Source organism: Gracilimonas sp. BCB1, from assembly GCF_040117685.2.
GTDB lineage: Bacteria > Bacteroidota > Rhodothermia > Balneolales > Balneolaceae > Gracilimonas.
Genome location: NZ_JBEDYP020000012.1, coordinates 1 through 24,830, shown reverse-complemented (window position 1 = coordinate 24,830; position 24,830 = coordinate 1). Strand labels below are relative to the sequence as shown.

Annotated in this window: 25 protein-coding genes and 1 tRNA gene; 13 read left to right on the top strand and 13 right to left on the bottom strand. The window is 44.7% G+C overall.

All coding sequences use genetic code 11. The annotated features are described in order from the left end of the window. The first annotated feature begins 36 nt into the window (after positions 1-36). Genes ABFW99_RS06485 through ABFW99_RS06475 form a run of 3 tightly spaced genes read left to right on the top strand, consistent with a single transcriptional unit; the run spans position 37 to position 3,229 of the window. Positions 37-858: an SDR family oxidoreductase gene (locus ABFW99_RS06485; protein WP_349354702.1), complete on the top strand. Its 822-nt coding sequence runs from the start codon at positions 37-39 to the stop codon at positions 856-858. Next, positions 858-2,225 carry an aldehyde dehydrogenase gene (locus ABFW99_RS06480; RefSeq protein ID WP_440707455.1) on the top strand — a complete coding sequence of 456 codons (1,368 nt, stop codon included), beginning with the start codon at positions 858-860 and terminating at the stop codon, positions 2,223-2,225. The genes ABFW99_RS06485 and ABFW99_RS06480 overlap by 1 nt, the downstream gene beginning before the upstream one ends. Beyond that, positions 2,222-3,229 carry a YhdH/YhfP family quinone oxidoreductase gene (locus tag ABFW99_RS06475; protein ID WP_349354701.1) on the top strand — a complete coding sequence of 336 codons (1,008 nt, stop codon included), beginning with the start codon at positions 2,222-2,224 and terminating at the stop codon, positions 3,227-3,229. Before ABFW99_RS06480 ends, ABFW99_RS06475 begins: the two co-directional genes overlap by 4 nt. A 95-nt stretch (positions 3,230-3,324) precedes the next feature. Here the strand turns inward: ABFW99_RS06475 and ABFW99_RS06470 are convergent, their stop codons facing one another. Further along, entirely contained in the window at positions 3,325-3,726 is a 402-nt protein-coding gene (locus tag ABFW99_RS06470) for a response regulator (protein WP_349354700.1), read from the bottom strand. 149 nt (positions 3,727-3,875) lie between these two features. Between ABFW99_RS06470 and ABFW99_RS06465 the strand changes: the two genes are divergently transcribed. Further along, a complete protein-coding gene (locus ABFW99_RS06465; RefSeq protein WP_349354699.1) occupies positions 3,876-4,145 on the top strand; it encodes a hypothetical protein in 270 nt (89 codons plus the stop codon). Positions 4,146-4,158: 13 nt separating this feature from the next. Here ABFW99_RS06465 and ABFW99_RS06460 read toward each other — a convergent pair whose 3' ends face one another. The 5 genes from ABFW99_RS06460 to ABFW99_RS06440 are packed head-to-tail and all read right to left on the bottom strand — an operon-like array spanning position 4,159 to position 7,598. Further along, positions 4,159-4,539 carry a DUF1801 domain-containing protein gene (locus ABFW99_RS06460; protein WP_349354698.1) on the bottom strand — a complete coding sequence of 127 codons (381 nt, stop codon included), beginning with the start codon at positions 4,537-4,539 and terminating at the stop codon, positions 4,159-4,161. After that, positions 4,536-5,450, bottom strand: coding sequence for a prolyl oligopeptidase family serine peptidase (locus tag ABFW99_RS06455; protein WP_349354697.1), 915 nt, complete (start codon positions 5,448-5,450; stop codon positions 4,536-4,538). The genes ABFW99_RS06460 and ABFW99_RS06455 overlap by 4 nt, the downstream gene beginning before the upstream one ends. Before the next feature lie 41 nt (positions 5,451-5,491). Beyond that, a complete protein-coding gene (locus ABFW99_RS06450; protein WP_349354696.1) occupies positions 5,492-6,232 on the bottom strand; it encodes a helical backbone metal receptor in 741 nt (246 codons plus the stop codon). Then, a complete protein-coding gene (locus ABFW99_RS06445; RefSeq protein WP_349354695.1) occupies positions 6,225-7,079 on the bottom strand; it encodes a fructosamine kinase family protein in 855 nt (284 codons plus the stop codon). The genes ABFW99_RS06450 and ABFW99_RS06445 overlap by 8 nt, the downstream gene beginning before the upstream one ends. A 3-nt stretch (positions 7,080-7,082) precedes the next feature. Beyond that, entirely contained in the window at positions 7,083-7,598 is a 516-nt protein-coding gene (locus ABFW99_RS06440) for a low molecular weight protein-tyrosine-phosphatase (protein WP_349354694.1), read from the bottom strand. 193 nt (positions 7,599-7,791) lie between these two features. Here ABFW99_RS06440 and ileS point away from each other — a divergent pair, with 193 nt between their 5' ends. Genes ileS through ABFW99_RS06425 form a run of 3 tightly spaced genes read left to right on the top strand, consistent with a single transcriptional unit; the run spans position 7,792 to position 11,963 of the window. Further along, positions 7,792-10,950: an isoleucine--tRNA ligase gene (gene ileS, locus ABFW99_RS06435; RefSeq protein ID WP_349354693.1), complete on the top strand. Its 3,159-nt coding sequence runs from the start codon at positions 7,792-7,794 to the stop codon at positions 10,948-10,950. A 10-nt stretch (positions 10,951-10,960) separates the two neighbouring features. Beyond that, positions 10,961-11,362 (top strand): TraR/DksA family transcriptional regulator, encoded by a 402-nt coding sequence (locus ABFW99_RS06430; RefSeq protein ID WP_349354692.1) that lies wholly within the window; start codon positions 10,961-10,963, stop codon positions 11,360-11,362. A gap of 10 nt (positions 11,363-11,372) precedes the next feature. Beyond that, entirely contained in the window at positions 11,373-11,963 is a 591-nt protein-coding gene (locus tag ABFW99_RS06425) for a signal peptidase II (protein ID WP_349354691.1), read from the top strand. Here the strand turns inward: ABFW99_RS06425 and ribB are convergent. The 7 genes from ribB to ABFW99_RS06390 form a co-directional block, all read right to left on the bottom strand. After that, positions 11,960-13,159, bottom strand: coding sequence for a 3,4-dihydroxy-2-butanone-4-phosphate synthase (gene ribB, locus ABFW99_RS06420; protein ID WP_349354690.1), 1,200 nt, complete (start codon positions 13,157-13,159; stop codon positions 11,960-11,962). The genes ABFW99_RS06425 and ribB overlap by 4 nt on opposite strands. Positions 13,160-13,361: 202 nt before the next feature. Further along, on the bottom strand, positions 13,362-13,682 hold the full coding sequence (yajC, locus tag ABFW99_RS06415) for a preprotein translocase subunit YajC (RefSeq protein ID WP_255134341.1): 321 nt from the start codon (positions 13,680-13,682) through the stop codon (positions 13,362-13,364). Between the two features lie 274 nt (positions 13,683-13,956). Then, on the bottom strand, positions 13,957-14,868 hold the full coding sequence (locus tag ABFW99_RS06410) for a universal stress protein (protein ID WP_349354689.1): 912 nt from the start codon (positions 14,866-14,868) through the stop codon (positions 13,957-13,959). An 11-nt stretch (positions 14,869-14,879) separates the two neighbouring features. Further along, positions 14,880-16,499, bottom strand: a complete 1,620-nt coding sequence (locus ABFW99_RS06405; RefSeq protein ID WP_349354688.1) for a BCCT family transporter — start codon at positions 16,497-16,499, stop codon at positions 14,880-14,882. A 309-nt stretch (positions 16,500-16,808) separates the two neighbouring features. Next, positions 16,809-18,926 carry a fatty acid oxidation complex subunit alpha FadJ gene (fadJ, locus tag ABFW99_RS06400; RefSeq protein WP_349354687.1) on the bottom strand — a complete coding sequence of 706 codons (2,118 nt, stop codon included), beginning with the start codon at positions 18,924-18,926 and terminating at the stop codon, positions 16,809-16,811. 55 nt (positions 18,927-18,981) lie between these two features. Then, complete coding sequence (locus ABFW99_RS06395; RefSeq protein WP_349354686.1) at positions 18,982-19,161, bottom strand: hypothetical protein; 180 nt, start codon at positions 19,159-19,161, stop codon at positions 18,982-18,984. A gap of 83 nt (positions 19,162-19,244) precedes the next feature. Then, the gene (locus ABFW99_RS06390) at positions 19,245-20,549 is read right to left on the bottom strand and encodes an acetyl-CoA C-acyltransferase (protein WP_440707454.1); all 1,305 of its coding nucleotides are present in this window, start codon (positions 20,547-20,549) and stop codon (positions 19,245-19,247) included. A gap of 120 nt (positions 20,550-20,669) precedes the next feature. Between ABFW99_RS06390 and ABFW99_RS06385 the strand changes: the two genes are divergently transcribed. The 6 genes from ABFW99_RS06385 (at position 20,670) to ABFW99_RS06360 (ending at position 24,718) form a co-directional block, all read left to right on the top strand. After that, positions 20,670-20,744: transfer RNA gene (locus tag ABFW99_RS06385), tRNA-Val, on the top strand. Between the two features lie 185 nt (positions 20,745-20,929). Then, complete coding sequence (locus tag ABFW99_RS06380) at positions 20,930-21,808, top strand: DUF4357 domain-containing protein (protein ID WP_349354683.1); 879 nt, start codon at positions 20,930-20,932, stop codon at positions 21,806-21,808. Continuing rightward, the gene (locus tag ABFW99_RS06375; RefSeq protein WP_349354682.1) at positions 21,805-22,557 is read left to right on the top strand and encodes an endonuclease/exonuclease/phosphatase family protein; all 753 of its coding nucleotides are present in this window, start codon (positions 21,805-21,807) and stop codon (positions 22,555-22,557) included. The genes ABFW99_RS06380 and ABFW99_RS06375 overlap by 4 nt, the downstream gene beginning before the upstream one ends. 176 nt (positions 22,558-22,733) lie before the next feature. Then, positions 22,734-22,985 (top strand): hypothetical protein, encoded by a 252-nt coding sequence (locus tag ABFW99_RS06370; protein ID WP_255134354.1) that lies wholly within the window; start codon positions 22,734-22,736, stop codon positions 22,983-22,985. 70 nt (positions 22,986-23,055) lie between these two features. After that, positions 23,056-24,348 (top strand): ergothioneine biosynthesis protein EgtB, encoded by a 1,293-nt coding sequence (gene egtB, locus ABFW99_RS06365; protein ID WP_349354681.1) that lies wholly within the window; start codon positions 23,056-23,058, stop codon positions 24,346-24,348. Positions 24,349-24,421: 73 nt separating this feature from the next. After that, positions 24,422-24,718 carry an L-histidine N(alpha)-methyltransferase gene (locus ABFW99_RS06360; protein ID WP_440707453.1) on the top strand — a complete coding sequence of 99 codons (297 nt, stop codon included), beginning with the start codon at positions 24,422-24,424 and terminating at the stop codon, positions 24,716-24,718. The last annotated feature ends 112 nt before the right edge of the window (positions 24,719-24,830 follow it).

Sequence of the window (24,830 nt, the reverse complement as noted above, 5' to 3'; positions counted from 1 at the left end):
TTGTTTAATTTCAAGCTTTAAAGATACGGTTTTTATATGTCTTCTTTTAAAAATAAAATTGTTTTAATAACCGGCGGAGCCAGCGGCATTGGCTATCTTATGGGCGAAAAAGCGCTGCAAAGAGAAGCCCGGAAATTGATCATCTGGGATATCAATGAAGACAAGTTGCTGGAAGCAGCTAAGCGGCTTTCCAAACAAGGTTATGCTATAAAAACAGGTGTTGTGGATGTGAGTGACCCTGAGCAGGTTCAGCAAGAAGCAAAAAAAGTATTAGATGAGCATGGATCAGTTGATATGTTGTTCAACAACGCAGGGATCGTAGTGGGTAAAAAGTTTGAGGAGCATTCCACCGAGCACATCAAAAAAACTATGAATATTAACAGCCTTGGTTTGATGTATGTAGCCCGGGCATTTTTACCGGCCATGATTGAGAATGGCTATGGTTATATCATCAACATAGCATCGGCAGCCGGACTTACTCCTAACCCCGGAATGACTGTATATGCAGCCAGTAAATGGGCGGCTGTAGGCTGGTCAGAGTCGTTAAATCTGGAGCTGAAGAAAAACGACGACCCGGTGAAGGTCCTCACCGTGATGCCCAGCTATATCAATACCGGAATGTTTGCCGGAGTAACGGCCCCTTTGCTGATGCCACTGCTCGACCCGGATGACATTTCAACCAAAATACTGGATGCAGTAGAGCGGGAAAAAGAGCGGCTGAGGGAACCATTTATGGTAAAGCTTACGCCTTTTATCCGTGGCATACTTCCGGCAAAGATTTATAATTTTGTAGCGGGAAAAATATTTGGTGTATATGACTCTATGAATACCTTTATTGGCAGAAAAACAGATCATTAATGGACGGGAAAGAATTTTTAGAGCGCCAGCGTACCTATTTTGAGTCCGGCGCTACAAAATCGGTAGATTTTAGAATTCATCAGCTTCAGACGCTGAAAAAGTTGCTTACCCAGCATGAAGAAGAGTTTATGCAGGCTGTGTATAAAGATTTTAAAAAGCCGGAGCTGGAAACCTATGCCACGGAGCTCGGCATTCTTCATAACGAAATCAGTTATGTGCTGAAAAACCTGAAAAAATGGTCGAAACCTCAGAAGATTTCAGGAGTTCTCGCAAATTTTCCCTCTAAAAATTATACGGTTGCAGAACCCTATGGATCTGTTCTTGTCATCGCACCCTGGAACTATCCGGTTCAGTTGGCGCTGCTACCTTTAGTGGGTGCCATCGCAGCCGGAAATACAGCCGTTATTAAACCCTCGGAGTTAACCCCCCACACATCATCTGCTATAAAAGAGATTCTCGGGAAATGGTTTAAGGAAGAGTTTATAGCGGTGGCAGAAGGCGGTGTTGAAACGAATCAGGATTTACTGGCTCAGGACTTTGATTACATCTTTTTTACAGGCAGCACCCGGGTGGGACAGATTGTGATGGAAGCTGCGGCAAAAAACCTTACGCCTGTTACACTGGAGCTGGGTGGCAAAAGTCCATGTATTGTAGATGAAACCGCTGACCTCAGGACGGCAGCCCGGCGCATTGCCTGGGGGAAATTTGTGAACGCCGGGCAAACCTGTGTTGCCCCGGATTATTTACTTATTCAGTCAAAGGTGAAGGATAAGTTTTTAGAGCACTTTAAAGAATCGATCCGGGATTTTTATGGGGTGAACCCGAAGCTGAGTCCGGATTATCCCCGTATTGTAAATGAGGCTCATTTCGACCGGCTGGAAGGTTATCTGGGAGATGGAAAGATTTTTTGTGGAGGCAAAATGGACAGAAGAGAACGGTATATAGAGCCCACGGTTTTAGTGGATGTGAAAGAAGGCAGCGGTGTTATGGAAGAAGAAATTTTCGGTCCCATTCTTCCGGTTTTGACCTTTGAAAAACTTCCTGATGCAATTGATATCATAAACTCAAAAAACAAGCCGCTGGCACTGTACCTGTTCTCAAAAGACAGTGATGCCGAGGCTAAGGTTATTGAAAAATGTTCCTTTGGTGGTGGTGCCATAAATGATGTGCTGGCTCATCTCGGGAACCATCACCTGCCGTTTGGAGGAGTTGGTAAAAGCGGAATGGGTGCATATCACGGAAAGTACAGTTTCGATACATTTTCACATACCAAAAGCATTATGAAGAAGCCATTCTGGCTGGATATTCCCTTTCGGTATGCACCATACAAAGGTAAACTAAAATGGGTTAAACGAGTTTTAAAATGAGTGCAGAAACATTCAGGGCATTTTTTGTAGAAGAAAACGAGAAAGGTGAATTTTCATCATCGGTTACAGACGTGCCTTTTTCGTTTTTACCGGACCATGAAGTCCTGATTCGCGTTCACTATTCATCACTCAATTATAAGGACGGCCTGTCGGCTTCGGGGAATAAAGGAGTGACTCGCAATTACCCGCATATACCCGGTATTGATGCTTCCGGGCTCGTTGAGGAGGATAAGTCAGGGAAATTTTCTAAAGAACAGAAAGTTGTGGTAACCGGTCGCGATTTGGGCTCCAACACCCCCGGCGGATATGGCGAGCTTATTCGGGTTCCAAAAGATTGGGTTGTAAAACTTCCGGAAGGGTTAGATGAAGCAACAGCTATGAAATACGGAACGGCCGGGTTCACCGCAATGTACGGGGTAAAGCGATTGCAGCGGGAGCGTATAAATCCTGAAGATGGCAAGGTGCTTGTAACTGGCGCTACCGGAGGTGTAGGCTCACTTGCCGTATTTTTCCTCTCAGAGCTGGGGTATGAAGTGGTGGCAGCCACGGGCAAAATGGATAAAGAAAATTTTCTGAAAGAGCTTGGAGCCGCTGAAGTAATCCACCGGGATGAAATATCAGGGGTGAGCGATAATTTTTTACTGAGCCGGGAATGGAATGGGGCTATCGAAACTGTAGGAGGGGCTATGCTGGATGCTGTAATCCGCCAAACCAACCATGATGGGGCTGTAGCCTGCTGTGGGAATATTCTGGGTCATGAGCTTAAAACAAACATATACCCATTTATACTGCGGGGAGTAAGCTTATTGGGGATTGATTCTGCGATATGTAAAATGCCAATGCGGTTAAAAATCTGGGATTCGATTTCGGCCATGAATCACGAAAAGCTACCGGATGGTTTTGCCCGAATAGTTGGACTGGAAAACCTCAAGCCCGAAATTGAAGCAATTCTGGATGGGAAGCAGGCCGGCCGGGTAGTAGTGCAGCATAGCAGGGCTAAATAAAAAAGCCGACACAAAGTGTGCCGGCTATGGAAAAACATTAAAGCAGCGATCAAACTGCTTTATGTGGGTTATGGGTATTTGTTTGATCTAAGTTCTTATGCCGCGTACTGAGATTCTGAGTTAATCTTATTCTCCGCTTTTGTAAGAGAGTTGGATAACTCAGATTTGGTAACGGGCTTCAATAAAAAGTCGATATACTCAATATCTTTGGCTTGGTTCAACACCATCGGGCTGTCGTCACCAGACAAGAAAATAACCGGAATATCAGCAGCATGGTCAGACCGTAGTCTTCTGACGGTTTCAATACCATCAAGGTCTCCGGAAAGTTGAATGTCCATCAACAGAATAGAAGGGTTAAAATCGGTAAATACACAAAGCGCTTCTTCACCGCTGCTGGCCGTACCAACTACTTCATAGCCAAGCTTCGTAACCAGCTTCTCCTCTACGATGGATAGTAGCGGATCATCCTCAACAATCATTACCTTCCGTGTAATCACGATACCCTACCTGTTAATATTAAAAACTTCTAATGTTAATATATTAGAAAAAATTAATAGGGTCAATAAGCTTCCGAAGTTTTTTTGGTGAGTTTGCTCTAAGGGATTAAGTACAGGTTTAAAACAGTTATTAATAATTCTTACAAACCATGATAATATTACACAGGAAACGAGAGGGAAAAGCATCTGACCAGTTGGAAGAACAGCTGAACAGCTTGGTTATATCCTATAAAAAAGTGAGTTACGAAAAGGAAGAGGAGCAGAAAAACCTGCCCTTCATTGAAGAAGATGGAAGAGAATTTCACACCGATGAGGAAATTTCCGGGTGGTTGAGAGAATTGGAGTCGGAGCTGAGCTGGCAGCGATCATTAAGCGGAGACGGCTGTTATGTTGATCCCGGAACAGGCAAAGTTTGCTGACCAGTACGCTCTGTTAGTCTTGAGTTCGCGTGCCTTTGGGGTTGTAGGGTACTGCTTCATCAAGAAAAAGAGCTTCATTAATGACTTCCCGAATGGTTTCTTTTGGAATTTCTTTCACACTGCCAAAATCAAAGCTCATCACTTGTTTCCTTCCTTTGCTCTCCAATAAACCTTGTTCATTTGAAAGTTCATAGCCGCGCAGGAAACACAGCGATACTTTATCGTTTTTCAATGGATTCAGATAGCAAACCCAGGTTTTTTGGTCGTAGAAAGGAATGCGGTACTTAATTGCTGAGGTAACAGTTGGAAAGGAAGTCAGCAGGTTGTGAAAGTACAACATAACCTCTTGTTGGTTCCCTTCATGTCGCATTATGAAATCTTCTACTGCATTCATGAATCCAAAGAATCTGCACTAAGTTGATGAGTTAAAAACCAATTGTACAAATCATCTCCCCGATAAACTCGTTTCCATGTATCATGACCAAGGTCTTGATGAGTGGTGAACCGAACATCATTGTGTCCAAGTTCTTCCAGTTTATTAAGGCCCGGATAAAAATGCTTTGCCCGAACTACCTGATCCCTTCCGCCGGCAAAAGTCCATACCGGTATTTCATATTCGGCTATTGGATCCATTAAATCAGGATGTCCCCAACCAACCACCGGAGCAATAGCAGCAAACCGGTCCGGGTAAGAGCTGGCCAATTGCCAGGTGCCAAATCCACCATAACTTAAACCTGTCAAATACACCCGGTTTGAATCTGCACGATAGTTTTCCTGTACATAATCAAGCATGCCGAGCAGGTCTTTTCCTACCCGTTCCCAGCCATTGGGCAAGGTAATGTATTCAGCAACCTCACCTTTTTCACCCTCCATAATGCCGGTAGTAGAAGAGTATGGAGTTCTTTCGGGAACTCCTTCTTCCAGTCTTTGGGGGATCATGGTCGTGTCGCGATTTTGCAGATATGAAGCGGTTTCATCCATACCAAACATATGCAGTTGAGGAGAAATAATGATAAACGGGAGGTCTCTTTTATAAACCCAAGCTTCTTTTAATGGTCCGTGCATCAGCACAAAACCTAGCTCATCTTTGCCGTTCCCACGTTCTCCGTTTCCATGAAGAAACATCAGGACCGGCCAGTTTTTATCAGACAGCTCATACCCGTTGGGCAGGTACAGGTAAAAGTCCCGTTTTTCTCCGGCAACCTGACTGTCGTAAGAAATGCGTTCCAGTTTATCGGTCTGGCAGCCTGTAAGCATGAGGATAATAAGTATGAATATGGTGTAGGAGGGATGAATGGTAGTCATGGTAAATACAGAGTTCTTTCCCGAATATAGCAGAATAAGAACTAAAGGGAAGCCCGCCATTCATTCAAAAAAGAAAAGGCTTTAATCATCCGCGATCCATACCAGCTGAACCATTCCCCATTGATAAGCACAACTCTGAAATCAGGGCAAACCTCTTTGATTTCATCGATGTGTTTTTCTTTGAATGGATAAGGCTCGCTGCTGAGCAAAATCAGTTCCGGAGAATGTGCTGAAAGCTCATCCAGGTAGGTTTTGGGATATCTTTTATGAAGTCCGTATACATTATCTAACCCATATTTGTGAAGCACATCGTGAATGTAGGTGTCGCTGCCAACAGTCATCCAGGGATCCTTCCAAATAAAATAGGCAACAGATAGCGGGGATTTAGCCGGGCGGTCGTTCAAAAGAGCTGTGATTTTGTTCACCATCGCCCCGGCTTGTTTATTTACGCCCAGGATATCACCCAAAGAACTTATTTCCAGGATGGCATCCTGAATGGAATCAATTTCTGTAACACGAACCTTTGCATATTTCTCAAGAAGCTCAATATCCTCTTTCCGGTTTTCTTCTTTGTTTGCAAGAATGAAATCCGGTTCCAGCTCAACGATCTTTTCAAGATTTGGATTCTTCGTTCCCCCTATGATTTCAACATCCTCAATACCTTCCGGATGAATGCAAAAACGGGTTCTGCCTATCAATTGATCTTTTAAACCCAGGTCAACCAAAAGCTCGGTAAGGCTGGGAACTAAGCAAACGATTCGTTTATAAGGTAAATCAGGCATAGCGGTTGATGATGTTCTCAGCCTGGCGACAGTAACTTCCGCCAAACAAATTGGCATGAACTAAAATAGGATACAGGTTACACATATTTACCCGGCTGTCAAATCCGCCATCCAAAGGATATACTTCATGATAACCGTCATAAAAGTTGGCGGAGAACCCCCCGAAAAGACGTGTCATGGCTATATCCATCTCTCTGTGTCCAAAATAAACGGCGGGATCATAAATGCCGGCATCACCGCTTTTGGTAAACATATAATTACCACTCCAAAGATCCCCATGAAGCAGCGAGGGTTTTTCGGAAGGAAAGATGGAGCCGAGTTTTTTATACATACCCTCCACACTCTTTAATATGGAGCTCGAAAGTTTTCCGGACTCAACTCCCATTTGAACCTGAGGCTCAATGCGCTCCAACGCAAAAAAATCGGGCCAGTTGGAGTGACTGGTATTTGACTGAGGGAGCTTTCCTATAAAATTATCATGATCCAGGCCAAACCGGTCAGCAGATTGCTTGTGAAGCTTTGCCAGTTCTTTGCCGAAGTCACGGGCAGAATGTTGCTTTCCTCCGCCTTCCTCAATCCAGTTAAGTACAAGAAAATCCTCTTTAACTAAAAGCGGCGAAGGAACCTGAAGATTGGTGCCTGCCGAATTCAGCAACTCCAGTCCCTTTGCCTCAACCTCAAACATATTTCCCGGAGCAGAGCTGTTGTGCTTTACAAAAAGCTGCTTCCCATCTTGCATAATGATTTTAGCAGCTTGATTGATATCACCGCCATGTACAGGCTGAACGGATTGAATCTCAATGTCCAGTTCTTGCTGGATTTGTACTTTAATAGCTTCGGGAAGCATAGGTTATTTTTCAATGATGGGTTCTAATTCTTCAAGCAGTGCTTGACAGCTTCGGTTTAACACCTGGAAAACATTTTCGAAGCCTTCAAGTCCGCCGTAATAAGGGTCGGGGACTTCTCCATCTCCGGGATTCGGATCATACTCGCGCATCATCTTAATTTTGTCCGAAAATCGATTTTTTCGGTCTAAGTTTTTGATATTCCTAAGATTTTCTGAGTCCATTGCAAGGATGAGGTCGAACTCTTCCAAATCAGCGTACTCAAACTTTCGGGCTTTGGAGGGAAGGTGAATTCCATGCTTATTTGCTGTAGCCTGACTTTTGCTGTTGGCAGGCTCCCCCACATGATAAGCGGCGGTTCCGGCCGAATCGATGTAGAAATAATTCTCTAAACCCGCCTCTCGGACTTTATGAATAAAGATGCCTTCGGCGGTGGGGCTTCGACATATGTTGCCAAGGCATACAAAAACGAGTTTATAAGGGTTTTCTTCCGAAATAGTTCGATGATAAGTTTCTGACACTGCGATAGATTTATTTTTTTCTCAAAGGTATGTGTTGATAAACAGCTTTTCATCTCTTTTCATTTAGGCTCAGGGAAATCAATTAAGTCTTAGCTACAAGTACCAGATTTTTTTGGGCGAACTGAATACATGGTTTTCTCTGATATTTTGTATATTTGAGGCTTATAAATGATTCGCCGGAACTAAGTTTTTTATGGCAAAAAAATTCGAAGAAATAAAGCAGTTAAGCTTTCCCAAATCAGAAGTTGAAACCCTGAATTGGTGGAAGGACCAAAAGATTTTTAAAAAGAGCCTTAAGACACGTGAGGATGGTATTCCCTATACCTTTTTTGAGGGGCCACCCACAGCCAATGGCAAGCCGGGCATTCACCATGTGATGGCCCGAACGGTAAAAGATATGTTTTGCCGTTACAAGACATTAAAGGGATTCAGAGTTGAGCGAAAAGCTGGCTGGGATACTCACGGTCTTCCTGTAGAAATTGAAGTTGAGAAAGAGTTGGGGCTCGAAGGGCGCGCACAAGTTGAGGAATATGGCATCGAAAAATACAATGCCAAGTGTCGGGAAAGTGTGCTCAAGTACAAGGATCTTTGGGACGAATTGACCTCCCGAATGGCTTATTGGGTTGATCAGGATAACCCATATGTCACTTTTGAAAATGACTATATCGAGTCGGTTTGGTGGGCGTTTAATAAGCTCTTCGAAAAGAATCTGGTGTATAAAGGATACAAAATTCAGTGGTACTCACCGGGTAGCGGAACCGTTCTTTCATCGCACGAGGTGAGCCTTGGGTATAAGGAAACACAGGACCCTTCTATCTACGTGAAGTTTCCGGTTGAAGGCGAAGAGAATACCTACTTCCTGGCCTGGACCACCACCCCCTGGACCATTGTTTCCAACATGGCACTGGCCGTGAACCCAAATCTGGATTATGTGAAGGTGGGGCATTTTGATGAGACTTTCATCATGGCCAAAGATTGTGTGGAAGACGTTCTGGGTGAAGATTATATCATCCAGGAAGAGATGAAAGGGTCTATGCTTCTTCACCGCACCTACGAACCGGTTTTTGAATTTGCTTACAATGAGTATGATAAGTCACAGGCCTGGAGAGTGATTCCGGCTGATTATGTGACCACTGAAGATGGTACCGGCGTGGTTCATACCGCCCCTGCTTTTGGAGCCGATGACTATGAATCGTGCCAAAAAGCTGATATCCCGATGTTCAATCCGATTGACCGGGACGGTAAATTCACGGAAAAAGCTCCGGATTTTCAGGGGCAGTGGTTCAAAGAAGCCGACAAAGATATTGCCCGGGCGATTAAGGAAAAGAATCTCATGTACAAACATGAGACCATGGTCCACAACTATCCATTTGACTGGAGAAAAGGGACACCGTTGATGTCGTACCCGGTGGAGTCCTGGTTTATCGAGACCACCAAAGTGAAAGACCGAATGGTGGAGCTAAACAAGCAAATCAACTGGAAGCCGGAAAGTACCGGAACCGGTCGTTTTGGAACCTGGCTGGAAAATAATGTGGACTGGGCAGTTTCCCGTCAGCGTTATTGGGGAACACCGATCCCAATTTGGGTGAGTGATAAAGATCCGGAGTATGTGGAATGCATTGGCAGTATGGCTGAGCTTCGTGAAAAAGCCGGCCTGGATGAAGAAGCAGAAATAGACCTGCACCGACCATATATTGATGAATTAACCTGGGAAGCTCCGGACGGCGGAACCATGCGCCGAATTCCTGACTTGCTGGATGTTTGGTTCGATTCCGGTGCCATGCCTTTTGCCCAGTGGCACTATCCTTTTGATAACGACCATGAATTCAGCTACAACTACCCGGCCGACTTTATTGCAGAAGGTGTGGATCAAACCCGTGGCTGGTTCTATACACTGCATGCCCTCGGAACGATGCTGTTCAATGAGCAGGCGTATAAGAATGTAGTATCCAACGGGCTTGTTCTCGACGAAAACGGCGAAAAAATGAGTAAGTCGAAAGGAAATACGGTAGATCCTTTTGAGGTTATTCAGGAATACGGAGCTGATACCGTTCGCTGGTATATGATGAGTAACTCATCCCCATGGGAGAATCTGAAGTTCAGTGATGACGGACTGAAAGAAGTTCAGCGAAAGTTTTTTAATACCATCGTAAATACCTATTCGTTCTTCGCGATGTATGCGAATATTGATGGGTTTACGTTCTCAGGAACGGCGATCCCCATTGCGGATCGCCCCGAAATTGACAAGTGGGTGATTTCGAAACTGAACTCAACCGTTAAGCTGGTTGAAGAATACTACGAAGATTACGAACCCACCAAAGCTGCCCGCGAACTTGAAAGTTTTGTGGAAGAATTGAGTAACTGGTATGTACGCCGGAACCGGCGCCGCTTTTGGAAAGAAGGAAATACGCTGGACAAAACGGCGGCTTATCAGACCTTATATGAATGCCTGAGTAATCTCAGTAAGCTAATCAGTCCGATTGCTCCGTTTATTGGAGAATGGCTGTACCAAAAGCTGAATAGCGTTACTCAACAGGATGAAGAGTCTGTGCATATTGCATTCTTCCCGACGGTGGAAGAGACAGCGATCAACAAAGCGCTGGAGCATAAGATGGAAATGGCCCGGTTGATTTCGTACATCGTGCTGCGGGTGCGAAACCAAATTGAGATGAATGTTCGACAACCCCTTTCACGAATTATCCTTCCTATCAAGGATGAAAGTGAGCGTCAGGCTATTGAATCGGTTCGCGACATAATATTAGAAGAGGTAAACGTTAAAGATATCCAGTTTGTGAATGATGATTCCGGAATAGTTCGGAAATCAGCGAAACCAAACTACCCGGTTCTGGGTAAGAGACTGGGCCCAAAAATGAAGCCCGTTGCCGCCCGAATCGGAGAACTGACGACGGAAGAAATCACCGAGTTCGAAAAAAATGGATGGATTGACCTGGACGTAGAAGGCGAAACTATTCGAATTGATTCTGAAGGGCTTGAGATTATCCGTACCGGACTTGAGGGCTGGACCGTTGAGACTGAAGATGGCTTAAGTGTGGCTGTAGATACCGATCTCAGTGAGGAGCTGGTTCAGGAAGGTATAGCCCGCGAGTTTGTAAATCGTGTGCAAAATATGCGAAAAGAAGCGAATTTTGACGTCACTGATCGTATTGCCATTGGTTTTACAGGAGCAGATAATATTAAGGAAGCCGTTGTTTCTATGAGTGATTATATTAAGAAGGAAACACTGGCGGAAGAAATTCAAATCTCAGAGCTGGAAGTATCAGACTTTACCAAGAACTGGGAAATTGGAGAGGAAGAGTGCACCATCTCCATCCGAAGAAATATTAATTCATAACCAAGCAGCTATGGCAGATAAAGAAACAAAAAACGAAGAAAGAGTATCTCCCTACAGTGATAAAGAACTGGGATACTTCCGTGAGATTATCGTCAAAAAAATGGAAGAAGCTGAAGAAGAGCTGAATGCTCTGCAGCGTACCCTCCGTGAAAGCATGGAAAATGCTTCGGATGAATCGGCCTACTCCTACCATATGGCTGATGCCGGCACGGATGCTCAGGAGCGGGAAAAAACCTACATGCTCTTTAACCGAACCCGCAAGTTTGTTAAGTATCTGGATGATGCCCTCAAGCGCATCGACAATAAAACCTATGGCGTGTGCAAGGTAACCGGCAAGAAGATATCCAAAGGCCGGCTGGAAGCTGTGCCTCATACTCAGTTGAGTATTGAAGCAAAACTGAAACGCAGATAATCGAACCGGTTTGACCCGAAAAAAACTGCTCGCTTTATTGGTTCCGGCCGTCATTGTGCTGGTTATTGACCAGATTACGAAATGGCTGATCCGGACTACCCCCGAATTGCAAAATAAAGTCCTGATAGAGGGATGGCTGCAATTTTATTTCACTAAGAATCCCGGGATGGCTCTGGGTATAGACGTACTCTCTACGCCTGCCATTAGTGCCATAGCTATTCTGGCCGTCAGCGGAATTCTGATTTACATCCTTCGTAACCTGGATCAGGCCGGCGTTGGCTACCTGGTTTGTATGGGGCTGATTGTAGGGGGAGCTTTCGGTAATATAGCCGACCGGCTATTCATGGGTATTATTATGGATTACGGCGGATTGCTGGAAGGGCATGTGGTCGATTTTATTTACTTCTCTCTTCAGATCGGGGACTGGACCGTTTTTCCATATATCTTTAACGTGGCCGATATTGCCATTTCCTGTTCCATCATACTGCTGCTGATATTCAACAAGCGATTCTTTATCACTCAAAATGCGGATGGAGATGCTTCTGAGGAACTGGAAGATGTGAACATGGATGAGCCTGCCAAACAGGAAGGAATTATTTAGTTATCTGATTTCCCTTCTTCTTTCTCGAAAGGATATTTCTGAGTCGAGAAATCAAAGTTGTGCTCAATGGGAACCTGATCTACAATCTCCAGTCCGAAACTTTTAATCCCAATCCTCTTCACGGGATTATTTGTCATCAGCTTCAGCTTTCGGATACCGAGGGAGCGAAGGATCTGTGCACCGACACCATAATCCCGGGTATCACTTCGTGGGGATATACCCTCTTCGTTATCTTCCATTTTACCCTGTTGTAATGCTTTCAGGGTTTTAAGCTGATTCACGAGTACCGATCCCCGTTGATTTCGGTTCATGTATAAAACCACACCTGTACCTTCACGCTCAACCTGTAGCATGGCCTGGTGAAGCTGCTCGCTGGTGTCTTTATTGCGGGCACCAAAAATGTCTCCGATCAAATCAGAAGAATGAACACGGGTAAGCACCGGTTCTTCTTTTGTCCAGCTACCCTTTGTAAGGGCCAGGTGAATGTCGCCGGTGAGCTTTTCTTTAAAAGCACGAAGGCTGAAATCACCATACATAGTTGGAAGATTCACATCCATGACTTCGTGAACCAGCGTCTCATTCTCGTTTCGGTAAGCAATAAGGTCTTTGATGGTGATGATCTTCATCTCAAACTCATCCGCCATCTTGATGAGGTCCGGAACACGGGCCATGTCGCCGTTTTCCTTCATAATTTCACAGATAATACCCACGGGCTTTAAGCCGGCAAGCCGGGCAAGGTCGATAGCGGCCTCAGTGTGGCCGGCTCTTCGGAGAACCCCGCCTTCGGCCGCAAGCAGGGGAAATACATGTCCGGGCCGGCGGAAGTCAACCGGTTTGGAATCGTCGCTGGCCAACTCCCGAATGGTATTGGCACGATCGGCAGCTGAGATACCGGTTGTGGTCAGCCTTTTATGGTCAATAGAAATGGTGAAATTCGCCTCATCGGGATCGGCTCCTTCCTGAACCATATGCCGCAGATTCAGTTTGTCGGCTTTTTCTTTGGTGATGGGGGCACAGACAAGACCCCGGCCATGGGTTACCATAAGGTTAATAGCCTCGGTGGATACCATTTCGGCCGCCATCAGGAAGTCGCCCTCGTTTTCCCGGTCTTCATCATCCACAACAATGACCATTTTGCCATTTTTAATGTCTTCAATGGCTTCGGGGATGGTATTAAAACGAAAATCCTGATTCATGGTTTATTGATTGAAAATTGGTAAGTGTTCAAATCACAATTTCGAGGCCTAAACTTCGACCTCACCTAAATCCTCTCCTTCGCAAGGAGAGGACTTTCTTGGACGTAAAAAAGCTTTATTATAGTATTTCAACTTTGATTCTTTAACATCGGGTCTTTCTCCTTGTTGAAGAAGAAAACAAAAAAGGTCGAAATTACCAGGTTTAGTCTTTGTCTTTTTTATGAGGATTCACATCGGTTACGGCCGACTTCAACATGCGAAGTTTGGTGCCGCTGTCGATATCGAGCAGAAACTCATTTTCTTCGATTTTATCCACGATACCGATGATGCCTGAAGACGTAACAACTTTGTCGCCCTTTTTCATGCCTTCAACTTGCTCTTTAATTTCTTTTTGGCGTTTACTTTGCGGGCGGATGATGAATAGGTAAAATACCAGGAAAATGGCGCCGAGAAACACCAGGTTGATGATGCCGGCATTTGGGTCGTCAGGATTACCCATCAAAAATAGTGGTAAAAATTGCATAGTCGTTTATTAATGTGCGATTAAATTATTGCGGGACGAAGATACGAATTCCTGTATTCAATGACGATTTTAAAACTCTTTCCGGATGTACTGCCATTCCCTTGAAAAGAAAATTCTTCTTGGTGTTAATTACTCAGCAGTAGTTAGTAACTGGATTCCTGCCTTCGGAGGAATGACATGTTTGTTTTTCTCAGAGAGATTGTTGCGGACAAACCTGATCCGTGATCTTTTGAACTACGCAACGGCGTCAGGATTTTCTTGCCAAGTTCGAGGCCTAACTAAACAACGTTTTCAGGAATTTCTGATGTTTCTCCTTGTTCTTTACGATCAGCAGGGGGATGCCAAATGAGTAGTAGGTCATTTTATCAGTAAAGTCGTCTCGGAGTATACTGGTGATTTTCTTATCCGATTTAGAACCTACGATAATCAGGTCGGCCTGATTTCGAACCGCTTCATCATACACCTCATCCCCGATACGTCCTTCTTTGTGTAAGGTAAGAGTGAATGTGACGTCAGCAGAGATATCATAATCATCAATGAACTCTTTTATTTGCTCTTTTATATGCCCCCTGATTTTGTCTTTATCATTCTCGGTTGGCATATATGGGAAAAAGTGAGAGGGATACTTAAAGATATGCTGGGCCTGAACAGAACCATTCTGTGGCTCTACCAGATTTCGGGCCAGTTTTACTGCATTGGCCGACTGTGCAGAAAAATCGACCGGGGCAAGAATGGTATTCATGGCATAACGGCTGGTTTCAGGCACAAATAAAATGGAAGCCGGAACATATTTTACGATACGGCGGGCAATCACCCCTTCTCCTACATATCCTGTTTTTTTACCCATCATAAGGAGGTCGGGGTCCATGGTATTCATTAGTTCAATAATCTGATCGGTAGGGCGGCCCTCTTTTATAATTAGCCGGATCTCAATATCTGTATCACCAAAGTGTTCCTCAATCTTTTTATTGAGTTCACCTCTGATTACATCTTCAAAGTCCTGATTGGTTTCAATATCCGGAAACAGTTCCGCTATTTCCCGGGCCACGGTGCCCGATTCAACTACATGCAGAAAGGAAATAGTCTTGGGTTTAATTACGGACGTCAGGAAATGAGTATATCCGGTAAGGATATCGTCCATCCTGGATAAGTCTAAGCATACAAACCAGTGCTCGAAGCTCTTCATAATCATACTCCTTAGTTCTCTTGTTTTTGATTCTTGATGGTATCTTTGACGAGGTCTTCGTACGAGTCGCGCTCTTTGTCTTTTATTTTTTGTTGATTCTCTTTGTACTCACGCTTCAACCCCCTGTGCAGGCTGTAGCACATAATCAGCAGTATGAGTGCAAACGGTAAACCGGTACTGATGGAAGCTGTTTGCAGGGCACTTAATCCTCCGCCAACTAATAAGATGGCAGCGACCAATCCCTCGGTTTGTGCCCAGAAAATACGCTGACCTACAGGAGCATCCAGTTTTCCTCCACTGGTAAGGCCATCTATAACTAAAGAACCGGAGTCGGATGAAGTAACAAAGAAGCTCAGGATCAAGACAATGGCAATAATGGAAGTCACCATCTCGAGGGGGAATTGTTCAAGAAATACAAACAAGGCGGTGGCTACATTTTCATTGACAGCGTCGCCGATATTTCCGGTTCCGGCCATTTCAAGATTGATAGCGGTACCGCCAAAGGCCGACATCCAAAGAAAAGTGATGATGCTGGGAACAATCAACACCCCCAATACAAATTCTTTTACGGACCGTCCTTTCGAAATACGGGCAATGAACATTCCTACATAAGGGGACCAGGAAATCCACCACGCCCAATAGAAGATGGTCCATGAACTCTGCCAGTTGGTTCCGGCATATGATTCCGTCCAGAAACTAAAAGTGGCAACAGAATTAAGATACCCGCCAAAGTTTTGGATGAAGGAATCAAAAATGAAAATCGTAGGGCCAACCAAAATCACAAACACCAGAAATAAGGCAGCGATTCGGACATTCATTTCACTGAGTACGCGAACGCCTTTGTCAATGCCCAGCACAACCGAAACGGTGGCAACTCCGGTAATGGCAACAATTATCCCGACCTGCAGGTAGATGTTATCCGGTAAGCCAAATACATGATCGAGCCCGGCACTTACCTGAAGCACGCCTAATCCCAGCGATGTAGCCAACCCAAATAAGGTGGCCAGAACAGCAAGAATGTCAATCACATCGCCCATCCAACCTTTAATGCGATCTCCAATTAACGGATAAAATACCGAGCGGAAAGAAAGGGGCAGCCCGCGGTTGAAAGCAAAAAAACCAAGCGATAATCCCACGACCGCATAAATTCCCCAGGCGTGAAAGCCCCAGTGCAGGTAAGTGAGGTTCATAGCCTGCTGTGCGGCTTCAACCGTTTCGCCGTCAGCCATTGGCGGGGATAGGTAATGAAAAATCGGTTCGGCCACACTCCAAAACATAATGCCGATTCCCATCCCGGCGCTGAATAACATGGCAAACCAGGCAAGGGTGCTGAAGTCGGGTTCGGCGTCCTCCCCACCCAGCCGAATATTCCCAAAACGACTGAAAGCTATGAATAAAGAAAAGATGATGAACACATTCACAGCGATCACAAAAAACCAACCGCCATTATCAGTGATTGCGGATTGGATGGTACTGAATAATGATTCTGCCTGATCTCCAAGTAAGAGGGTGGCGGCAATCATTGCGGTGATCAGTATTACAGACGGCCAGAAAACGGGTTTATGGATGTCAAAATATTTATTAATGCCCGTTTTTTTAGCAGGCTCTTTTTCTTCTCCTCGAATTCCCATGATGTAGTTATTACAAAGTTAAAATTGACTCGCTTTTTACATGAATAAGCGGTTGTCAGGGCGGCACACATTGAAAGGCAAAGCAGTAAGGATAATAAGATCTGCTTGAGTTGAAGTGCTCCCAAATTGCGAATTTCTATGACTTCATGTTCTCCGGATTCGGAGATTTATAACTTGCAGTTAACACCAGGCTACTGAAATAGCTGGCTCTACAAGAAAAAGCAATACGCTCAAAAGCTCACAAAAGGCTACCGAAAAAGCAGGGGATTATCAAGTTTGGGGGGTTGTGTGAATAATAACCTTGGATTATCACTCCCCATAAAACCTCTTCCCCTCTTTGGAATAATCTAGCAACAGCTGAGCGGGTTTGAATCGCGGGCCGAACGTATCAGTGAATTCATTGAGTTGGTCCACTACTTTTTGAACACCGGTTTGATCGATGTATCGGAAAGGGCCGCCAAGGAAGGGTGGGAAGCCAAGTCCTAGTATGGCGCCGAGATCTCCGTCCTGCGGAGATTTCAGGATACCTTCTTCCAGGCACCAGGCGGCTTCGTTGATCATGGTTAAGGCCATGCGCTGTTGGGCTGATTCTTTGTCAGGATTGGAGCGGTTTTGTCCGCCGAAATATTCATAAATCTCGGTATTCACTTCTTTCTTCTTACCGGAGGTGTATGTGTACATTCCCCGCTTGTTCTTACGTCCGCGGAAGCCGGCTTCCAGAAGTTCATCGGCTTTGTTAGACGATTCAACTCCACGTTCAGCAAACTTAGGCCCCATGGTTTCGGCCACATGTGCGCCTACGTCAAAGCCGACTTCATCCAGAAGAGCCATCGGTCCAACCGGAAAGCCAAAGTCTTTCATGATTTTATCAAGGAATTCGATGGAGGCTCCTTCTTCCAGCATGACCATCGCTTCATTCATATAAGGAGCCAGGATTCGCGTGGTGTAAAAACCGGGACCGTCGTTTACGACAATTACATTTTTACCCTGGTTCACCCCAACCTGATAGGCGGTCTGAGTTACCCAATCGGCTGTTTGATCGGTGGTGATGATTTCGAGCAAGGGCATTTTTTGGACCGGTGAGAAGTAATGCATCCCAATGATGTTCTCCGGTCTTTGGGCTCCTTCTGCAATTTTAGAAATGGGTAGCGAGGAGGTGTTGGATGCAAAAATGGTATGTTCCTGAGCACTCGATTCAATCTGCTGTACGATGTTTTGCTTAAGCTCCAGGTCTTCGAACACCGCTTCAATAACCAGGTCAACGGAGCCGAAACCGTCATAAGAATCTACCCCGGTTACTTTGCTTGCCATTTGATCCCGTTCGAATTCCGATATGATTTTCTTTTGGGCTTTTTCATTAAAGGATTTCCAAATACCCTTCTCCCCTTCGGCGGCATTTTCAATGGTTTGATCTTTGAGTAAAACCCGATAGTCGCCTTTGTCGATGCTAACTTCAGCAATCCCGGAACCCATAAGTCCGGCCCCGAGCACGCCGATCTTCTTCACATCCCGAACCAAATCAGGACTTGGGACTTTCCTGGAGGCGTTCATCCCAAAAAACAGGTTTACCAGGTTTCGGGATTCCTTTGTGGCTCCCAATTCACCAAATAACACGGTTTCGTTTTCCAGTCCTTTTTCGAGACCATGTTTGTATCCAAACTCAATAGCGTCTATGATTTTGGGTGGAGCCGGATAGTTTCCTTTGGTCTGACCTGCTGTTTTCTTTCGGGCCTGGGAAAAGATGATTTTTCGTCCCAGGGGATTCCCCTCCAGAATTTTGTGCAGGAAAGGGCGCTTATCTTTTCGGTCGAATTTACCGTCCGAGATTTTATGCACTCCTTTGATGGCCGCTTTCTCGATAGCATCTTTGTGAGTTACCTCATCCATCAATCCCATACGTTTAGCCTGACGGGTATACATATTTTTGCCAGTCAACATATACGGGAGGGCATTTTGAATGCCAATCAGCCTTGGCAGGCGTTGCGTACCTCCCGTTCCGGGCAAGATGCCGAGCTTAACTTCCGGAAGAGCAAAAACGGTTTTTGAGCTATCCGAACAAACGCGGTAGTGGCAAGCCAGAGAGAGCTCGAGTCCGCCTCCCATACAACTGCCATGAACAGCTACCGCAATGGGTTTGGAGAAACCGGCAATGCGGTTGAGGATTCTATGTCCGTCTTTACTGAGCCGCTCAATCTCTTCAGCGGTATCCCGGGCCTGAAACATATCAATATCAGCCCCGGCGATGAAATTATCCTTCTTCCCTGAAATCAGAACTGCTCCCTTAAGCTCATCATTATTCTCAAGCTCATCGAGGAAATCCGAAAACTCGTCCATCATCGATTCATTGAGCTTATTCACTTTCTCGCCGGGTAAATCCAGGGTGATGATGGCGACGGAATCTTTATGTGTGATATTGAGGTAGCTCATGGCGTTAGGTTTGGGATTAGTTTATTCGGTTTTAAAAAGTTAGGTGCTGGGTAGTTCAAGGCTTAAAGCCCCATACTCCGACCTCTCCAAACCTCTCCTTCGCAAGGAGAGGCTTAATTCCGAGTTGTATAAAGTATAGATGCTTTTTCATGGTTCTGATTGCTAACAACGAGTCCTCCTCCTTGCTAAGGAGGAGACAGAGGAGGTCGAGAGTTAAGGTTTTGATGTTTTTCATGATAATTTGTTTTATCAACGCGTCCTTCTCCTTGTTAAGGAGAAGACAGAAGAGGTCGAAAGCTATGGCTCCGAAACTCTTTATCAATTCCCATACCTCTCCAGCACCACCGCATGGCCTTGCCCGCCGGCGGCGCAAGCCGAGACCAGTGCAAAGGTTCCGTCTTCACGAATCAGGCGGTTGGCGGCGGTTGTGACAAGCCGCACACCGGTGGCTCCAAACGGATGCCCTAAAGAAAGGGAGCCACCCAGCGTGTTCAGCTTGTCCATGGGAATTTCCCCTACTTTTTGACCCTTGTTCAGAGAGTCTTTGGCAAATTTTTCGGAATTTAAAGCGGTGAGTACAGACAGAACCTGCCCTGCAAAAGCCTCGTGAAGTTCTATGACATCCATATCCCTGAGTTGTAGATTCATCGCATCCAGTACTTTAGGGATGGCATAGGCCGGGCCTAACAACAACTCTTCACCCGGATCCTGGGATACAAAGTTATACTCGCGAATATATGCTTTAGGTTTCAGTCCAAGCTCAAGCGCCGTTTGCTCTTCCATGATAAAGCTGGCGGAGGCTCCATCCGTTAGAAACGAAGAATTACCGGCCGTAACCGTTCCGTGCGGTTTGATGAATGCCGGCCGCAACTTGCCAAGCTTCTCCATGGAGGTGTCATCCCGGAAACCGTTGTCGTGTTTTACCACATCAAATTCGGGCGGGACTTTAGCGGGAATCAATTCCTCATCCAACAATCCCTCCTCGGTTGCTTTTGCCGCCAGTTGGTGGGAGCGTAACGCAAATTCATCCTGATCCTCACGGCTCACTCCAAAGCGGGCCGCCATACGATCGGCACTTTCGCCCATTACTTCGCCGGTTGAGAACTCCGCAATGGCGGGGAGTTCAGGTAGAAAGTCTTTGAAACCCAGTCCTTTGAAGAATTTCAGAAAATCTAAGGGCGACTTATACTTCCGGGCTTCCAGTACCTTTTGACGAAATTTCTTTTTGAACCGAACCGGAATATCGGACATGGTCTCGGTTCCGCCGGCTAAGATTATTTTGGCCTGACCCGATCGAATTAAATCTACTCCGCTGGTGATGGCCTGATTGGAGGAGATGCACGCCATAGTTGTGGTGAATGCCGGCACGGAATTCGGGATGCCGGCCCCGAGGGCACTTTCGCGGGCTACGTTGCTGGTCTTCACCTCCTGAATAACCGTTCCCATAATCACCCGGTCGATGGTGGCCGGGTCTACGGCGTTTCGTGCGAGCAACCCTTCGATGGCCATGCGGCCGAGGTCGTAAGCCATCAGGTCGTTATAGTTGGTTCCTGAGCGTTGAAAGGGGATCCGGCTGCCATCCACAAGAACGGCGACGGACGAATGTTCGGTGTTGTTTTCCATAAAATCGGTCTCTGATTGAGCCCTTAAGTTAACAGTGTTAACCAATAAATCAAGATAGGGTGTATTTTTTCTTTGTCAGAGATGGAAATGTTCTTATATTTGTCGCCCTTCGAACAAGTCGGGCGATTAGCTCAGTTGGTTCAGAGCACCTCGTTTACACCGAGGGGGTCGGGGGTTCGAGTCCCTCATCGCCCACACCACTAAAAGCTTCTCAATGTTGAGAGGCTTTTTTTGTTTCTGCTTATCTCGGTTGATTCAGTTCAGAAGACTCTACAGATCCTAAAATCCTACGTACTTGTCTGAGGCTATAAGTGGCAAAGCAAATCAAATTTAATTAAACTCTGCCTACATATAGAAAAAACAATTATTAGGGCTGAGTGATGGGTAAGAAGTTAACTGTTTACATGATTGATGGCACTGAATATGGCCCTCGATTAGCCGAAATCGGCAATTGGGTTGGCAAAGCTATTTATAGTCCACGTGCTACCGTTAATAAAATTATTAACCGGGAAGAATTTAATAACCCCGGGATTTATTGTCTCAAAGGAGATCCTTCAGATGATGCATATGAAGAAAGAATTTATATAGGTGAAGCTGAAAATGTTAAATCAAGACTTAAACAGCATCTAAGTGATCCTAAGAAAGATTTTAAAGAATTTATTTTTTTTATCAGTAAAGATGAGCTCCTGACTAAGACCCAGATCCGGTATATAGAATCTCGAATGATTCAAGAAGCGGTGGAAGCAAAGTCAGCTGAGATAGAAAATAATACCTCACCAAGCCTGCCAACACTTCATGAGGCAGATATCTCAGATATGGAATATTTTTTGGAGCAGATCAAATTGGTGCTACCTGTCATGGGCTTTAAGTTTCTGATCTCATCTACAGCTCGCACTTCAAAAGATAAAAAAGAGGCTGAATCAGAGTCGATTCATCAAAAATACTATATAAAAACTAGCACATATTCCGCGCAAATGGTTGAGACTGATCAAGGGTACATTGTACTTAAAGGGAGTCAAGCGAAAAAGGAATTATCAAATTCAACAACAGAGACATACAGAAAACTAAGAAGAAAGTTGCTAGAAACAGATATTCTGATAGACGATGGAGACATTCTTCGATTTGCTGAAGATGCTGTATTTAACAGTCCAAGTGCTGCTTCAAATATGGTTTTAGGAAGAAATTCGAATGGGTACACAGAATGGGTTGATGAGAAGGGTAGAGATTTTAAAAAAGTACAGGATTCTCTAAATCAATGAAAATAGTTTCATGGAATTGTAATGGAGCACTGAGAAAAAAGGTAAAGCAATTAGAGCAACTAGATGCGGACATTTATATAGTTCAGGAATGTGAAGACCCTAAAAGATCTACAATAAAATTTAGTGATTGGGCTGGTAACTACTTATGGAATGGTGATTCCAAGAATAAGGGTATAGGTGTTTTTGCAAAAAAGAATAACAAGATCAGAAAGTTAAACTGGGATGATTCGTTTAGTTTAAATGACTTAAATACGAAAAGCCCTGCCACAAAGTGGAAAACTGCTGATCTTAAACTTTTTCTACCATTTAATTTAAATGGAAAATATTCAGTCCTTGCAGCATGGACAAAAGGTTCTAGAGATCACACATTTGGTTATATCGGGCAACTGTGGAAGTATTTAAAAATTCACCGCAAAGATTTAGACAATAATCATTCTATGATTATAGGTGATTTAAATAGTAATTCTATATGGGATAGGAAAGATCGATGGTGGAATCATACTGATGTTGTACAAGAGTTGTCAGAACTTGGTTTGGTGAGTTTGTATCATAAGAAAAATGGTGAAATTCAAGGCTCTGAATCACAGCCAACATTTTATCTCCATAGAAAAAAAGAGAAAGCATATCATATTGATTATATATTCATGAATAATGAGAAAGTGAATAATGCTAAACTGAAAATAGGTAATCCTTCAAAATGGCTTGAGTTCAGTGACCATATGCCTTTGATAATAGAGTTAGATGAATAATTATATAGCTCAGATTCTATACAAACAACAATTATTGAAAGTAGAAAAAGAAATGAATTAATAATTCTTCCACTTCATTAGACAGCTTTTCATATCTAAATAAAAACTGAATTCTATCTATCAGAATTAATTACTATAATTATTTGTATAGATATTTTTAAAAAAGCGGATCACTCATGGATATTAAGTTTGTAAAACGATCGAATGTAAAGTCGTCTAAGAAAAGAACGTCGAAATTCAAACCCCTGCTCGATGCCATCGAAAAGCTAAAGCCCGGCGGACAGGCGGTGGAAGTAAGCTACACGAACGAGAAAAACATCAACTCCATGCGGACGGCCGTTTACCAGTTTGGCAAGAAAAACGATTTTAAGGTGAAAAGCCGAAGGGACGCAGACAATAAGAAGATTTATTTTTACCGGGATAAGTAATAAAACTAAAATTTTGGCTTTCGCTTTCATTCGCTACATTCTGTAAAGCCGAACAGAACACGTATTAGCGATGACCACAACTACCCAGGAATCTATATCAGAAAGCACAGATTCCCGCCTTTCCAAAAGCCACCTGCTACAGCATTTTAAGACCGTCCGGTCGTTTAGTCTGTATCTCTGCGAGCCACTGGAAACCGAAGACTTTGTGATCCAGGCTTCCGAGTTTGCCAGTCCCACCAAATGGCACTTGGCTCACACCAGCTGGTTTTTTGAGACTTTTGTGCTCGAAAAGTTTGATGATGATTTTGAAAGTTTGCATCCCCAATACGCCTATTTTTTCAACTCCTATTATCTGCAAACCGGAGTTCCGTTTACCCGGGCAAAACGGGGTGTACTTTCCCGCCCAACCGTCAAAGAAGTATTTGAATACCGGCGATATGTAAATGAACAGCTGGAAGCATTTATAGAGTCTGCTTCGGAAGAAACATGGCAAGAAGCCTCTAAGGTTGTTGAGATTGGTATTCATCATGAGCAGCAGCATCAGGAGCTGATACTCACCGACCTGAAATATATGCTTGGGCAAAATCCGCTGTTACCGAAGTATCGGGAAGGCGATCATAAGCTGTTGCCAGAAGCCAAGCCTATCAACTGGATTCCATTTGAGGAGAAGGTGACTGAAATTGGAAATGAAGGTGGTGAGTTTACCTACGATAATGAACACCCGCGGCACCGAACGCTGGTGCAGGATTTTGAACTGGCCGATCGTTTGATTACCAACGGCGAGTACCTTGAATTTATCAATGACGGCGGATATTCGCGGTCGGAGTTGTGGCTGGATGAGGGATGGTCGGCCGTTAAGAGTAATGAATGGAAAGCTCCTCTGTACTGGTTTCAGCGGGATGGAAAGTGGATGCAGTTTACGTTATTCGGAGCCCGTGAGGTGGACCCGAACGAGCCGGTAACGCACGTCAGCTATTACGAAGCGGATGCTTTTGCCCGCTGGAGGGGAGTCCGCCTACCCACTGAACAGGAATGGGAACATGCCTGTGGTGATTTGTCGGTTACCGGTAATTTTGTGGAAGACGGGAATTTCCATCCCACTGCACCTGAACCTTCATCCGAAAAACTAAAGCAGATGTATGGTGATGTTTGGGAGTGGACGATGAGCGCCTATGCTCCCTATCCCAACTACAAGCCACTGCCCGGTGCGCTTGGGGAATACAACGGAAAATTTATGGCTAATCAGTATGTACTGAGGGGTGGATCTTGTGCCACATCGCAAATGCACATCCGTAAAACCTACCGCAACTTTTTCCATGCGGATGCCCGCTGGCAGTTCAGCGGAATCAGGCTCGCCAAATAAAATGCCCCGTAATAAATGATTGGATTAAGACATCTGTTAGGAAAATGTATCAGAGAAACAGCTACAGAAATAAATGACCAAAGTTAAAGAGCGGACATCGATGCTGGATGAAGTACTGCATGGATTGACCGGGCCTCAGAAATCACTGCCCAGCAAATATTTTTATGATGAACGAGGTTCGAGGTTATTCGATGAGATTACGGAGCTCGAGGAATATTATCCGACCCGAACCGAGCGAAATATTCTCGAGCAGAATATAGAAGAAATTGAATGTCATCTGGGTGAGGAAGCCATTTTAATTGAGCCGGGTAGCGGTAGCAGTGATAAAACCCGGATTTTGCTAAAGGGCTTGAACAACATTGCCGGTTAAGCGGCGCACCAAAAACGCGAAAGCGTTTCACGATAAATGCGAAAACCTAGATGTTCAAAGTGCTCCAGCGGTTAATATCGGCTTCAACTGAACGAAGTAGGTTAACATAACA

Bases quoted from the DNA above. Each gene is read 5' to 3' on its own strand.
- ABFW99_RS06485 (WP_349354702.1), top strand. From the start codon at position 37: ATGTCTTCTTTTAAAAATAAAATTGTTTTAATAACCGGCGGAGCCAGC.
- ABFW99_RS06480 (WP_440707455.1), top strand. From the start codon at position 858: ATGGACGGGAAAGAATTTTTAGAGCGCCAGCGTACCTATTTTGAGTCC.
- ABFW99_RS06475 (WP_349354701.1), top strand. From the start codon at position 2,222: ATGAGTGCAGAAACATTCAGGGCATTTTTTGTAGAAGAAAACGAGAAA.
- ABFW99_RS06465 (WP_349354699.1), top strand. From the start codon at position 3,876: ATGATAATATTACACAGGAAACGAGAGGGAAAAGCATCTGACCAGTTG.
- ABFW99_RS06460 (WP_349354698.1), bottom strand. From the start codon at position 4,539: ATGAATGCAGTAGAAGATTTCATAATGCGACATGAAGGGAACCAACAA.
- ABFW99_RS06455 (WP_349354697.1), bottom strand. From the start codon at position 5,450: ATGACTACCATTCATCCCTCCTACACCATATTCATACTTATTATCCTC.
- ABFW99_RS06450 (WP_349354696.1), bottom strand. From the start codon at position 6,232: ATGCCTGATTTACCTTATAAACGAATCGTTTGCTTAGTTCCCAGCCTT.
- ABFW99_RS06445 (WP_349354695.1), bottom strand. From the start codon at position 7,079: ATGCTTCCCGAAGCTATTAAAGTACAAATCCAGCAAGAACTGGACATT.
- ileS (WP_349354693.1), top strand. From the start codon at position 7,792: ATGGCAAAAAAATTCGAAGAAATAAAGCAGTTAAGCTTTCCCAAATCA.
- ABFW99_RS06430 (WP_349354692.1), top strand. From the start codon at position 10,961: ATGGCAGATAAAGAAACAAAAAACGAAGAAAGAGTATCTCCCTACAGT.
- ribB (WP_349354690.1), bottom strand. From the start codon at position 13,159: ATGAATCAGGATTTTCGTTTTAATACCATCCCCGAAGCCATTGAAGAC.
- yajC (WP_255134341.1), bottom strand. From the start codon at position 13,682: ATGCAATTTTTACCACTATTTTTGATGGGTAATCCTGACGACCCAAAT.
- ABFW99_RS06410 (WP_349354689.1), bottom strand. From the start codon at position 14,868: ATGAAGAGCTTCGAGCACTGGTTTGTATGCTTAGACTTATCCAGGATG.
- ABFW99_RS06405 (WP_349354688.1), bottom strand. From the start codon at position 16,499: ATGGGAATTCGAGGAGAAGAAAAAGAGCCTGCTAAAAAAACGGGCATT.
- fadJ (WP_349354687.1), bottom strand. From the start codon at position 18,926: ATGAGCTACCTCAATATCACACATAAAGATTCCGTCGCCATCATCACC.
- ABFW99_RS06395 (WP_349354686.1), bottom strand. From the start codon at position 19,161: ATGAAAAACATCAAAACCTTAACTCTCGACCTCCTCTGTCTCCTCCTT.
- ABFW99_RS06390 (WP_440707454.1), bottom strand. From the start codon at position 20,549: ATGGAAAACAACACCGAACATTCGTCCGTCGCCGTTCTTGTGGATGGC.
- ABFW99_RS06380 (WP_349354683.1), top strand. From the start codon at position 20,930: ATGGGTAAGAAGTTAACTGTTTACATGATTGATGGCACTGAATATGGC.
- ABFW99_RS06375 (WP_349354682.1), top strand. From the start codon at position 21,805: ATGAAAATAGTTTCATGGAATTGTAATGGAGCACTGAGAAAAAAGGTA.
- ABFW99_RS06370 (WP_255134354.1), top strand. From the start codon at position 22,734: ATGGATATTAAGTTTGTAAAACGATCGAATGTAAAGTCGTCTAAGAAA.
- egtB (WP_349354681.1), top strand. From the start codon at position 23,056: ATGACCACAACTACCCAGGAATCTATATCAGAAAGCACAGATTCCCGC.
- ABFW99_RS06360 (WP_440707453.1), top strand. From the start codon at position 24,422: ATGACCAAAGTTAAAGAGCGGACATCGATGCTGGATGAAGTACTGCAT.